The following is a 12,048-nucleotide window of genomic DNA, read 5'->3' on the forward strand; positions in this document are numbered from 1 at the left end:
GCCCTGACCTGGCTCAGTTCGGCAGCGCGTGGTCAAGCTGCGTCAGCTCCGCCTCGCTCAGCATGAGTTGCGCGGCGTGGGCCGAGTCGGTGATGGAGGCGGGGCGACTGGCTCCCGGCACCGGGATCACGACTGGGGAGCGGGCGAGCAGCCAGGCCAGGGCGATCTGCTGCGGGCTGACGCCGTGCTCGGCCGCGACGCGGTGGAAAGTGGTGCCCGTGGAGGTCGGTCCGGAGGGGCCGTCGAGGGAGCTGCGGGAGATGCCGCCGAGGGGGCTCCAGGGCAGGAACGCCAGGCCCAGTTCGGTGCTCAGCCGTAGCTGCGGCTCACTGTCGAGGACGGCGGGCGAGTACTGGTTCTGAACGGAGGCGAGTTCGGCGCCGAGGATTGCGTGCGCCTGGCGGATCTGGGCGGTGGTGACGTTGGAGATGCCGGCGGCGCGGATCGTGCCGGCGTCGAGGAGTTCGCGCAGGGCACCGACGGACTCGGCCCAGGGCACGGCCGGGTCCGGCTTGTGCAACTGGTACAGGCCGATGGCGTCGACGCCCAGCCGCCTGGCGGAGGCTTCGGCTGCGTGCTTGAGGTGTTCCGGGGCGCCGTTGACGGTCCAGCTGCCGTCGCCGGGCCGGCCGCGACCGCCCTTGGTGGCGATCAGGACGCCGGAGGTGTCGCCGCCGTAGCGGGCCAGGGCGCGGGCGATCAGCAGCTCGTTGTGGCCCACCTCGTCGGCGTGCCAGTGGTAGCTGTCGGCGGTGTCGATGAGCGTGACGCCGGCGTCGAGGGCGGCGTGGACGGTGGCGATGGCCCGCTGCTCGTCCGGGCGGTGCTCGATGGACAGCGGCATGGCGCCCAGGCCGACGGCGCTGACGGTGGTGTCTCCAATGGTGCGGTGCTGCATGGCGGTTCGTGATCCTTAGGTGGCGGGGGTTGCTGGGATGGCAGAGGTGGCGGGGGTTACCTGGATGGCAGTGGTGGCGGGGTGGCGGATGCGGTGAGGGTTTCGTCGACGGCGCCGGGCAGCCAGTCGATGGCGCGGGAGAAGGCGAAACCCAGTTCCTTCGCGCGGGTGTTGCTCATGGCGTAGTGGTGGTCGTAGGAGAACGGCGAAGCCGTCTCGCCCGCGGCGACCACCCGGTAGACGGGTTCCCGGCCGGCCTGTGCGGCGACGATCGCGGCGAGGTCGCGTACGTCGAGCAGGCCGTCGGAGCAGGCGTTGACCGGGCCGGTGAAGTCGGTGGCGGTGGCCGCCCACAGCAGCAGGTCCGCCAGCTCCTCGTGGTGGATGAACACCGTCGGCAGCGCGTTCTCGTGCACCGTGATCTCTGTGCCCTGGCAGATGTGCTCGACGAAGTGCGCCAGCCGGCCGGTGAACTCCCGCGCGCCGCCGCCGAGCACGTGCGCGCTGCGCACGGAGGCGAACGCGAAGCTGCCGGCGCGGGTGAGGACGGCCTCGGCCTGGCGCTTGCCCTCGGCGTAGTGGGCCTCCAGGTATGCCTCGTCGTGCCAGGGCAGGTCCATGGCCGCCAGCCAGGTGGCCGGATCCACGCTCTCCTCCGGCACCGGGGTGCCCGCCGGCACGGCCGGCAGCGCGGCGGTCGCCGGGTCGTAGACCTCGATCGTGGAGGTCATGACGTAGCGCCGGGTGCGGCCGGTGAAGGCGCGGGCGGCGATCGCGGCCTGTACGGGGGTGTAACAGACCTGATCGACAACGACGTCGAAGGTGCGAGAGCCGAGCGCGGCGATGAGAGACGCCTCGTCGTTGCGGTCGACAACCAGGTGCTCGACGCCGGCGGGCGTCCCGGTGGAGCCGCGGTTGATCACGGTGACCCGGTGACCGGTGGCCTGCAGTCGCTCGACCAGGAGCTTTCCGAAGTACCGGCTTCCGCCGATGACGCAGATCCTTTGCATGCCCCCACCCTGGATGCCTATCGTCATCAGCAGAAGTGGTGACTTACTGGAAACGCCTTAAGGAATACTGTTGATTGATGTGCAGCGGCTCCGCATCCTGCGGGCGGTGGCGGACCACGGCAGCTTCAGCCAGGCGGCCACGGCTCTCCGCCTCACTCCTTCCGCCGTCTCCCAGCACATAGCGGTGTTGGAACGCAGCCTCGGCGCCCAGGTCGTGGCACGCAGCACACGCGGCGTCACCCTCACCCAGGCCGGCCAGATCATGGTCGGGGCCGCCGAGTCCGTCACCGCCGAGCTCGAACAGGCGAAGCAGCAGGTCGAGCGGCTCAGCACGGGCCGCGTACAGCTCACCGTCGCCACCTTCACCAGCGGCGGCAGGCACCTACTGCCCGGCGCGCTCCCCCGGTTCATGGCAGCCCATCCCCATACCGTGCTCCACGTCAGGGAGGGCGAGCCCGAGAGCACCTTGCCCCTTGTTCGCCAAGGCGCAGTCGACCTCGCTCTCGCCTACCGCTTCGACGGCCCGCTGCCCGTGGGGCCGGGCCCGAGCTCCCGCCTGCAGTGGACCGCGCTCCTGGAAGATCCCTTGCACGTCGTGATGCCGGAGGGGCATCGATTCGCCGACCGCGCATCGCTCGACATCGCCGAGCTGGCAGCCGAGCCCTGGGTACTCGGATGCCTGAAGACCGATGCCTACCTGCGCCGTTACGCCGAGCGCGCAGGCTTCGCACCGGACGTACGCAGCACCACCACCGACTACTTCTTCGCCCGCTCGCTCGTCGCCGCGGGAATGGGGATCTCCCTGGTCCCTTCCATCGCGCTCGTCCCGACGGTGCCGGGCCTGCACGCCGTCCCCATCGAACCGCCGGCTCCGACCCGGCACATCGGCGTTGTCACGCTCGACCGCGCTCGCGACCGCCCGCACGTCACGGCGTTCATCCAGGCCCTCCGCGAGCAGGCGACACATCAGTAGACGAGTGCACCGCGGCGGATCACGGAGGTGCCCTGTACGGGCGCCCGCTGAAGCACAATGTGCCGCAAGGCTCAGGTCATTGGCGTGGGATGGGTACGCCTGCGGAGCGCAGTTTGGCCTCGGTGAGCGCGGTCAGCCGGGCTGCGATCGGTGCCTGGTCCCCGCGGTGGTTGTTGATCAGCCGGTACTGGGTGGAAGCCTTGCTCCATGCCTGCAGGCTGGTGGGACTCCCCAACAGTGTGGGGTTGGCGAGGTAGTGGTCGGCCATGGCGGTCGCCAGTTCTTCGATCCTCGGATCGTCCGGTTCCCAGGTCTCGGCCTCCCAACCACGCTTGGTCAGGTCGATGCACTCGGGGTCGTCGAGCCAGTTTTCCAGCTGGGTCAGGAAGCCGTCGAAGCCCGCCGGCACCAGCGCCCGGGCCAGCACCAGGGCCTCGCGTTGCGCGGCCACGTAGTCGGGACTGAAGCCGAGGCCGGGCATCCGGTCCAGGATCGCGCAGGCGCGGTCGGGCAACAGGGCCCGGTCACCGTCGGCGAGCTGCTGCAGAGCGTCCCGCCGAGCCGTCAACTCCTCGATTTTTGCGGTGAGTTGTTGCTTGACGTCGACGAGGGTGGCGGCGAACTGCGCGGCGTCGGCGTCGAGCAGGGGCCCGGTCTCGGCCAGCGGCACCCCGGCGGCGGCCAGCGTCCGGACCTGCACCAGCCGGAGCAGCTCGTCCGATCCGTACCGCCGATATGAGCTGCCCCGAGTTTCGTAGCGGCCGGTTTGCGTGTTTTCAGGCGGCGTTGGGGTTCGCCTGGGATCGGTAGTAGTGGGCCTCGAATTCCTCGGGTGGAAGGTAATCGAGGGCGGAGTGAAGGCGCTCGGTGTTGTACCAGCCGACCCACTGGACGACAGCGCGTTCGACCTGGCCAGCGTCGTGCCAGGGCCCTTGGTGTTCGATCAGTTCGGCCTTGAAGGTGCCGTTGAGGGCCTCGGCCATGGCGTTGTCATAGCTGTCGGCGACGGAGCCGACGGACGCGGTCGCGCCGGCCTCGATGAGCCGTTCGCCGTAGCGGATGGACACGTATTGCGAACCGCGGTCGCTGTGATGAATGAGACCCGAGCCCTTCTTGATCCCGCGCCGCCACAGGGCCATCTCCAGGGCGTCCAGTGGAAGATCGGTGCGCATGTGGGTGGCAAGCTGCCATCCGACGATCATCCGCGAGTACACGTCCAGGACGAAGGCGACGTAGACCCAGCCCGACCAGGTGCGGATGTAGGTGAGGTCGGCGACCCAGAGCTGGTTGGGGCGGTGGGCGGTGAAGTGCCGGTTGACCAGGTCCGGCGGTCTGGGAGCGGACGGCTCGGGGATGGTGGTGCGGCGCCGCTGCCCGCGGATCACGCCTTCCAGGCCGTCCTCGCGCATCAGCCGCTCGATGGTGCAGCGGGCCGCGGCGATGCCCTCGCGCCCCAGCTGGCGGTGGATGCGTCTGGCTCCGTAAGTCTCGCCGGAAGCAGCGTGGATACGGCGGATGCGTTCGGTGAGGTGTGCGTCGCGCTGGCGCCGGGCGGACATCGGGCGCTTGCGGCGGGCGTTGTATGCCGAGACCGACAGGTCCAGTTCCCGGCATACGGGCTCGACCCCGAAGTCGTCGCGGAGGTGGTTGATCACCGCGTCGGCCTCGTGCGGGGCTGGTCGAGCTCCTTCGCGAAAAACACGCTGGCGGCCTTCAGGATCTCGTTCGCCCGTCGCAACTCGGCTATCTCTTTGCGGAGTTGGGCCAGCTCAGTCCGCTCGGCCGTGGTCAGCAGGTCGGACCGGCTGCCCTGGTCGGCCTCGGCCTGGCGGACCCAGCCACGCAGGGCTTCCTTGTGGATACCGAGGTCACGGGCCACGTGAGCGACCGGACGGCCTGAGGTCTGGACTTCGCGGACGGCTCGCTCGCGCAGCTCGTCGGGGTACTTCCGTGGTGCGGGCATCGGACCTGCGTTCTCCCATCTGCCGAGGCGATCATGCCTGGCTTCAGGGCCGCTACAAAATCCGGTTCAGTTCAATATCCGGAGCTGTCGCGTTCCGGCTCCTCGACCAGGCCGAGCTTGTGGTAGTGCCGCACCGTCTTCACCGTGACGCCGACGAACGCCGCCGCCTGCCCGATCGTGACTCCGCTCATCATCTGCTCAGCCTGCCTTGCGCTCGGGCTCGGCGGCCAGGCACACCTCGGCCGAGCATATGGAGGGACGGGCCACGCCGAGTTCACCCGGCTCGGCGTGGCCGCGGTTCGCGTTCTGCCTGTTGCCCGACGGAAAGGCGTCGGCTCTCGAAGCTTACGCACCCCAGGTGTTCAAGTCGCCGGCTGGCCCGGATCGCCCTGCCCGCCGCAGAACACCTCGTTGACGAGCCGTTGTTGGGCTTTGTGGAACGCTGGCGCCATGGACAGGTCGGCGTCGTCCACACAGGTCAGCCCGGCGGTCAGGGTCTTGCTGCCGTCGGGTGTGCTGTACATCAGCGCCACCGAGCCCATGGTGGCGCCGTTGTGGTGGAAGACGGTGCCGCCACCCGGGCCCGTGTCCTGCGCGAACACCCCCAGGCCGTAGCCGACGGTTGCCTCCGGCGTACGCATCTCGGTCAGCAGCTCGGCCGGCAGGAGCCTGCCGCCCATCAGTGCGGAGAAGTACGTGTGCAGATCCTGAGTGGTCGAGATCATGTCGCCGCCGGCCGAAACCCAGGAGGGGTTGTGACGGGTGACATCGACCGTCTTCTCCCGCCCGGCATCCTCATAGCGGTAGTAGCTGTGGTTGTGGGGCTCGGGGATCTCCGGCGAGGTGCCCGGCGCCACGGTGCCGGTCATCCGCAACGGCCCCAGGATCAGCCGCTGCAGCTCCTCGGCGAACGCACGGCCGGTGACCTTCTCGATCACCAGGCGGGCCAGCACGTAGTTGGTGTTGGCGTAGCTCCAGCCCGTCCCCGGCGCAAACCGTGCCGGCTTGGACAACGACAGCCGCACCAACTCTTCGGGCGGGTAGGTGTGGAATCGGTTGTCCACCCACTCCTTGCCCTGCCAGGGGACTCCCGGCACGATCGTCCCGTCCTCGTAGAGCTCGCCGGTGTGGTTGAAGATCCCGCTGGTGTGCTGCAGCAGCATCCGTACCGTGATCCGCCGGTCCAGGCCGAACTCGGGCAGATAGCCATCGGCCGGGGCGTCCAGGCCGATCCTGCCCTCCGCCACCAGCAGGAGCACCAAGGTCGCAACGAAGTTCTTGGTGGTGCTGCCGGTGCGGAAGTGCCCGTTGGTCAGCGGCTTGCCGCTCTGGCCCAGCTCGCGCGCCCCGGCGCTGCCGACCCACTCCCCTTGCTCGTCGTTCACCCGCAGCTGCACCCCGAGGAAACCGGTTTCGACGATCTCCTCGATCGCCTTCTGCAGCTCCGGGCGATTCTGCCCCTGGTCGGAAGGGATGATGGACATGTTGCTCCTTCACAGCCGTTGCGCCCGGGTCGTCCTCGGGCCGCTGCGACGAGCTTTCACCCTGCCCCAAGGTCAACCTCAACCGTGCGCTGGCTCACAGTCGGTCGCCTTGGAGGTTGGAACGGTTTCGGGAGCAGGACGCCGCCCCGTCTGTCCCGGCCCCCCTACCCTCCACCGATTCCGACGACTCTCCGCTTCGACGCGGTCCCGCGCCGGGCCAGACAGCCCCTGCCTAGGCTTTGCGGGCGAGCAGTTGAACTTCCTGGAACTGCCGTCGGTCGGTGGGCTGCGGCTCGCGCACCATCCGGGCCACCTCGGCCAACTCGAACGTGCGCAGCATCGCGGCAAGGTGATCCGGCGACCACCGATAGGCCGGCGCGACTGCGTGATCGAAGACCTGAGTCGGGTGAGACGGACCATCGCTCGCCGAGAAGCCGATCAGAAGGTGGCCGCCAGGTGCCAGCACGCGACGGAACTCCGCCAAGATGGCGGGGAGTTCCTGCGGTGGAGTGTGGATGATGGACCAACGCGAGAGTACGCCGCCCAGCTCGCCGTCGGCGACGTTCACCGCGGCCATCGAGCCCACCTCGAACCGTAGCCCGGGATAGGCGTGTCGAGCCTGCTTGATCATCTCAGGAGAGGCATCAATCCCGAACACCGCCAGCCCCAACTCCTCCAGATGGGCGGTGATATGGCCGGTTCCGCACCCCAGGTCCGCGACCTGACCGTCGCCACCCGCGCGTACGACCTCGGCGAAGGCACTCAAGATCGCGCGGTCCAGCGGCCTGTCATTCAGCTCGCCGTGGAAGAGCTGCGCATACAGAGGGGCGGCGGCGTCGTAGGCGTCGCGGGTGGCAGTGAGGGCATCGTGTTCGACCATGCTTGCCACAGTAGTTCCTGACATCGGGAATCTCCGCCGGCGGAACTGGGTTACCGGCTATTACAACGATCACACCAGGATGGACCGCGGTGCACCGCAGAGAGGGACGGGAGCCGATGAGTCTTCGTCAGTTCGAGTACGCCCTGGCCGTTGCCGAGCAGGGCTCGGTGACCGCAGCGGCGGAACTGCTGCACGTTGCTCAACCATCGGTGTCCCAGCAGATCCGCGGCCTGGAGCGGGACCTCGGCGTGCAACTCTTCGCCCGCACACCGAGCGGACTGGTGCCCACCGTGGTCGGCCGCGCGTTCCTGCGGGACGCCGAGGTCGCGGTGAGTGCGGCGCGGCGGGCGAGGGCGACGGCGCGGTCCGGTGCCGATGAGCTGGTGGGCGAGCTGACGGTCGCGGTGCAGTTGGGCTTTGGCACACGGCAGCTGCCAGGCGCGCTGAGCGCGTTGCGTCGCCGTTTCCCGCGGCTGGAGGTGACCGTCTTCGAGGAGCCCGGCTCCGCCGAGTTGGATCGGCTGGGGCGCCGCGGAGCGCTGGACCTCGCCCTGATGGCGGCATGCGAGCAGAGCCCCGCCGACGCCCACCACCTCGGCGACGAGGAGTTCGTCGTGGTGTTGGGCGCCGGACACCGGCAGCTCGCCGCGGACCGGGTCCAGCTGCGCGAACTGGAGGGAGAACCGTGGGTGAGGTTCGACCGCGACAGCGCGCTCGACGGCGTGCTGCTGGACGCGCTGCGCAACAACGATCTGACCCCGACCACGGTCGCCCGCGTGTCCCAGACGGCGACGGCCGTGCGCTGGGCCGCCCACGGGCTGGGAGTGACGCTCGTCCCGGCCTCTGCGGTGCCCCACGGTCACGAGCACCTTGTGCGCCCTGTGTTCCCGGCCGTGTCCCAGCCCGTCCTCGCCGTGGTACGGCCCGGCCCGGGCCCGGCGGAGATGGCCTTGCTCGAACTCCTCCGTCAGGAGACCTGGTCCGAGTCCGCTCTCTTCTCACCTGCGTCCTGACGGCTGCGAAGAAAGCGGGCGGGCATGAATTCCCCTCGTCGAAAATGACGTCCCGGAGTACCGGAATACTGAAACACCGAGATGCCGGAAGACCGAAAGTTCGGAACGCCGGAACGCCGGAACGCTGTCGACATCAACCTCTGTGGAATTCACCGCCGTCGACGACGAGATTGCTCCCGGTCAGCCAGCTCGCCTGCTCGGACACGAGGAACAGCACCGCGTGGGCGATGTCGTCGGGCTGGCCATCACGCCCCAGCGGCACGGTGCTGTTGTCCTGGTTCGCCGCCGCGGTGTCTTTCTGGTCCGGTGCCACGGTGTTGTTCTGGTCGGGCGGCGCGTCCAGGCGAGCCCACTGCTCCCGCGTCTCTTCGCCGCCGGGGGTGGCGGTTCTGCCGGGAGAGACGGTGTTGACCCTGATCCCGAACGGGGCCAACTCCAAGGCCAGTCCCCGGCTGTAGTTCTCCAGCGCCGCCTTCGCCGCCGTGTAGTGCAGGAACGGCGCTACCGGCGCGGGGACCACGGCCGAGGAAACATGCACGATCATCCCCGAACGCCGTTCCCGCATCCCCGGTGTCAGCAACGAGTCCAGCCGTACCGACGCCAGGAAGTTCAGGTCCAGCGCCTCCTGCCACTCCTCATCGGGGATGGCCGAACTGCCCTTGTGCGGCCGCGCCCCGCCCGCGTTGTGGACCAGGACGTCCACCCCGCCGAGCATCTCCTGCGCGGCCGCGGCGAGCGCCTCCGCTCCAGCCCGGGTCCGCACGTCGGCCTCTACGAAGGTGGCCCCCTCCGGCACCGTGCTCGACGCCGACCTGGCAGTCGTGAGCACCTCGGCACCCGCCTCCAGGAGTCGGCGCACGACGGCCGCTCCGATTCCGCGAGAACCACCCGTCACCAGCGCCCGCTTTCCCTCCAGTTCCCGCTTTCCCGATCCGTTCTCATTCGTAGCCATACCACCGGCCCTTTCCATCGCGTCGTTGTCCGCTCGACGGGAAAAGTGGAACCCACGTGCACAGAGCGCGAAAATTCGGAGATATCGCGATGAGCAACTCGTCGAGCCGTCGAGCCATTTCACGGTAGGTCCGGAGGAGAACGAGAGGCAAAGACGAAATGTCAGCAGAGGCCATAGGGAATCCCTATGGCGTCCCGGAACCTCCGTCAGGGAGCCGAGCTGGACGCAGAGGGGCTGGTGGGCGAGCCGGCCGCACCCCGCGGCCGGAGCGGCGGCAACACCGGCGGCCTGGCATCGAGGGGCTCCGCAGAGGGCGCATCACCGGACAGTGCGTTTCTCGTTTCAGGCACCGTCGGACGAGACGGACGCCGACGCCCTGTGCAGCAGCCGGGAGTTCGAGCACCACGCGGTTTCACCATGCACCGCTCGGCGGTTCGGCGCCCGGGTTCGCATTCTTCGCTTCCCCGGGCGCCGGGCGGCCGTCGGCTGCACGCGCCGCGTTACGCGGCCTCGGCGAGGATCCGCTCCACTGCCGGGGAGCGAGGCCGGAAGACGTCGAGGAGGCCGATGGTGCGCAAGGCGGGAGCGAGTTCCCGCATCTGCGTGACGAGGGCTGCGTACTCGGGGGTGCCCTCGGTGAGGTCGTCCAGCCGTACGGCGTTGGCGACGAATGCGGCCACCGAACCCTTGCGGACGGTCAGCCCGTTGATCGCGGTCGAGTCGATGCCCTCGGGCAGGACATCTTCGGGGCGCACGGCGGGCTGGTGCGGGCGGGAAGACGAATGCGACATGACTGTCCTTTGCGTGGTTGCACGTTGGCGTGCGCTGGCGTGTTCGGGCATTTGCGTGCTTGATGCACGTGCTTTCTGCACGCAATTGACGGTAGCAGGACTCCGTGCTTTTTGCACGTATCATCGAGGGGTGAGCGAAACGACACGTGACAGCACGTCCGCCGCCCGCGTGGCCGCAGCCATCGGGGCACTGACCCTGCGGGCCACCCGTGCCGGGCTCTACGGCCGGTTGACCTCCAAAGTGGAGGGCGTGGACGCCACGACCTACCCGGTGTTGTCCGGGCTCGCCCGCGTGGGTCCCGTCACCGCCACCAAGCTGGCCGAGGCGATCGGGATGGACCGCACCGTCACCACCCGTTACGCGACCAGGCTGCAGGAGGCCGGGCTGGTCGCCCGTCGCCCCGACCCCGCTGACGCCCGCGCAACCAGGTTGGCCCTCACCGTTGAGGGCGAGCGGGCGGTCACGGCGTTGCGCGGGGCGTTGGAGTCCTTCCTGGCGGAGGAGATGGCGACGTGGCCTTCAGGCGAGGCTGACGCCTTCGCCATGCGCCTGGAGCGTCTGACGGAGTCGCTCGCCCAGGGCGAGGCGGACCGTTCGCACTGATGCGGGTCACCAACTCCGCCTCGCGGCGGGCGATGCGGAGTTCTTCGAGGGCCGATGGGAGGCGTTGCCGCAGGTACGGAAAGAGACGCCCCCGTCGGCGACGACCAGATCGAGGCTCTCTCCCCTTCCGGGCTCGCCTTCCTGACCTGCGCCCCGGACTTCTCGCCGCCGAGCGGCCATCGGACGGAGAAGGCACTCGTCGACGGCTGCGTACTGAGCGACTACTTCCCGACCTGATCCATTCGGCAGCGCGGCCCTGACGTACGGCCGGGCGCCACGGCCGGACCCTCCCGAGCATTGCCCCAGCCCCACTCACGCACGACAAGGGACTGGACGCAGCGAGCAGGCGGGCCGCCCGGGCGCCCGGCCGCGCTGGCTTTCCCGGCCCGCGTGGGGAACCCGACCGGCGGAGGGAAAGCCCGCGGCTGCACGGTCAGCTTCGCCTCATGGTGCGGGCGTCGGGGCGGTGGCTCGTCCGTCGTCTGAACTCGGCTCGGCGGTGCCGTCCGGGGTCGATTCGGTTCTGGCGTAGAGGACTTCGCGACCCTGCTCCGCGGCGCGGATGAGTCCTTCGCTGACGAAGTCGAGGAAGCGGGCGGCATTCTCCAGGCGGGTGGCGGCCGGGGTGCCGCGGCCCAGGATGCCGACGCCCTGCCGTGCGATCTCGATGAACTGGTCGTTGGCCCGGGCACTGCGGATCATCGCCTGGTACCAGAGGTCGTCATCGACGACGTAGCGCTCGCGGCGGTGCCGTTCGTCCCGTTCCCGGCGAACGAGGTCCTGACTCTCCAGGAAGGTGATCGCCTTGGAGATCGACGCCGGGCTGACCTGGAGGCGCTGGGCGAGTTCGGAGGCGGTGAGGCTGCCGGTGTCGGTGGTGTACAGGCAACCCAGCACCCGGGCCATCATCTTGGGCAGGCCCGAGACCATGTAGACGGTGGTGAGGGCCTCTTGGTAGTCGCGCACGGCCTCGGCGTCGCGTCCGTATGCCTGCGGGGACGTCTGTGATCCTCGGGGTACGGCCTGCCTGCGTCCGTGGGTGCGCTGCTGGGTGGCGCGGTGGGCCAGGTCGGCGCGGTAGCCGGCGGGTCCGCCGTTGCGCATCACCTCACGCGTGATCGTGGAGGTCGGCCGGTCGAGACGGCGGGCGATCTCGGCGTAGGCCAGGCCGTCCGCCAGTCCCGTTGCGATCTGCTGGCGTTCGGTCTGGGTGAGCCTGCCTCCCGGCATCACGACCCCCTTCGTGCCCCACGGATGCTCCGTGGGGCTGCTCGATGTTCCGTTACACCGTCACCATAGCGTTCACCTTCAACATATTGCAACGACCAATCGCTCTATCGTTGCATTAAGCGAGAAGGCGTTGCAATGATTACTCCGCTTTCACCTGCATGAATGCCGCCTGGAAGCAAAACCGCCATTGCCGCTACCAAGAAAGCAACGTAGCGTTTCCATCATAAGGAAACAGCAAGCCGTCGGCAGT

The 12,048-nt window shown here is 69.0% G+C and carries 13 protein-coding genes and 1 pseudogene; 4 read left to right on the top strand and 10 right to left on the bottom strand.

What is annotated here, in order from left to right:
• Positions 1 to 13 precede the first annotated feature (13 nt).
• Both JNO44_RS36220 and JNO44_RS36225 read right to left on the bottom strand, forming a co-directional pair.
• Positions 14 to 898: an aldo/keto reductase gene (locus JNO44_RS36220; RefSeq protein ID WP_205368273.1), complete on the bottom strand. Its 885-nt coding sequence runs from the start codon at positions 896 to 898 to the stop codon at positions 14 to 16.
• A gap of 56 nt (positions 899 to 954) precedes the next feature.
• Positions 955 to 1,908: an NAD-dependent epimerase/dehydratase family protein gene (locus JNO44_RS36225; protein WP_205371157.1), complete on the bottom strand. Its 954-nt coding sequence runs from the start codon at positions 1,906 to 1,908 to the stop codon at positions 955 to 957.
• A gap of 70 nt (positions 1,909 to 1,978) precedes the next feature.
• Here JNO44_RS36225 and JNO44_RS36230 point away from each other — a divergent pair, with 70 nt between their 5' ends.
• Positions 1,979 to 2,881, top strand: coding sequence for a LysR family transcriptional regulator (locus JNO44_RS36230; protein ID WP_205368274.1), 903 nt, complete (start codon positions 1,979 to 1,981; stop codon positions 2,879 to 2,881).
• 76 nt (positions 2,882 to 2,957) lie between these two features.
• On the opposite strand, the gene JNO44_RS36235 is transcribed toward JNO44_RS36230, so the two are convergent.
• The 5 genes and pseudogenes from JNO44_RS36235 to JNO44_RS36255 form a co-directional block, all read right to left on the bottom strand.
• Positions 2,958 to 3,581, bottom strand: coding sequence for a MerR family transcriptional regulator (locus tag JNO44_RS36235; RefSeq protein WP_240167824.1), 624 nt, complete (start codon positions 3,579 to 3,581; stop codon positions 2,958 to 2,960).
• A 76-nt stretch (positions 3,582 to 3,657) separates the two neighbouring features.
• Positions 3,658 to 4,844 (bottom strand): IS3 family transposase gene (locus tag JNO44_RS36240; RefSeq protein ID WP_420882600.1). Its coding sequence is split into 2 segments (ribosomal slippage): positions 3,658 to 4,571 and positions 4,571 to 4,844, totalling 1,188 coding nucleotides; the frame shifts between segments, so codons are not numbered across the junction.
• 74 nt (positions 4,845 to 4,918) lie between these two features.
• Positions 4,919 to 5,038: pseudogene (locus JNO44_RS36245) on the bottom strand (MerR family transcriptional regulator); the annotation flags it as partial.
• A gap of 168 nt (positions 5,039 to 5,206) precedes the next feature.
• The gene (locus tag JNO44_RS36250) at positions 5,207 to 6,328 is read right to left on the bottom strand and encodes a serine hydrolase domain-containing protein (RefSeq protein WP_205368275.1); all 1,122 of its coding nucleotides are present in this window, start codon (positions 6,326 to 6,328) and stop codon (positions 5,207 to 5,209) included.
• A gap of 232 nt (positions 6,329 to 6,560) precedes the next feature.
• Positions 6,561 to 7,208 (bottom strand): class I SAM-dependent methyltransferase, encoded by a 648-nt coding sequence (locus JNO44_RS36255; RefSeq protein ID WP_205368276.1) that lies wholly within the window; start codon positions 7,206 to 7,208, stop codon positions 6,561 to 6,563.
• A 116-nt stretch (positions 7,209 to 7,324) separates the two neighbouring features.
• Between JNO44_RS36255 and JNO44_RS36260 the strand changes: the two genes are divergently transcribed.
• A complete protein-coding gene (locus tag JNO44_RS36260; RefSeq protein WP_205368278.1) occupies positions 7,325 to 8,221 on the top strand; it encodes a LysR family transcriptional regulator in 897 nt (298 codons plus the stop codon).
• A gap of 133 nt (positions 8,222 to 8,354) precedes the next feature.
• Here JNO44_RS36260 and JNO44_RS36265 read toward each other — a convergent pair whose 3' ends face one another.
• Positions 8,355 to 9,173, bottom strand: coding sequence for an SDR family oxidoreductase (locus JNO44_RS36265; protein WP_205368280.1), 819 nt, complete (start codon positions 9,171 to 9,173; stop codon positions 8,355 to 8,357).
• Positions 9,174 to 9,673: 500 nt separating this feature from the next.
• Entirely contained in the window at positions 9,674 to 9,964 is a 291-nt protein-coding gene (locus JNO44_RS36270) for a hypothetical protein (RefSeq protein ID WP_205368282.1), read from the bottom strand.
• A 130-nt stretch (positions 9,965 to 10,094) separates the two neighbouring features.
• On the opposite strand from JNO44_RS36270, the gene JNO44_RS36275 reads away from it, so the two are divergent.
• The gene (locus JNO44_RS36275; RefSeq protein ID WP_240167825.1) at positions 10,095 to 10,568 is read left to right on the top strand and encodes a MarR family winged helix-turn-helix transcriptional regulator; all 474 of its coding nucleotides are present in this window, start codon (positions 10,095 to 10,097) and stop codon (positions 10,566 to 10,568) included.
• 54 nt (positions 10,569 to 10,622) lie between these two features.
• Positions 10,623 to 10,805, top strand: a complete 183-nt coding sequence (locus tag JNO44_RS36280) for a hypothetical protein (RefSeq protein WP_205368286.1) — start codon at positions 10,623 to 10,625, stop codon at positions 10,803 to 10,805.
• A 207-nt stretch (positions 10,806 to 11,012) separates the two neighbouring features.
• On the opposite strand, the gene JNO44_RS36285 is transcribed toward JNO44_RS36280, so the two are convergent.
• Positions 11,013 to 11,798: a GbsR/MarR family transcriptional regulator gene (locus JNO44_RS36285; protein WP_205368288.1), complete on the bottom strand. Its 786-nt coding sequence runs from the start codon at positions 11,796 to 11,798 to the stop codon at positions 11,013 to 11,015.
• Positions 11,799 to 12,048: the final 250 nt, after the last annotated feature.

The organism is Streptomyces noursei, from assembly GCF_016917755.1.
Lineage (GTDB): Bacteria > Actinomycetota > Actinomycetes > Streptomycetales > Streptomycetaceae > Streptomyces > Streptomyces yunnanensis.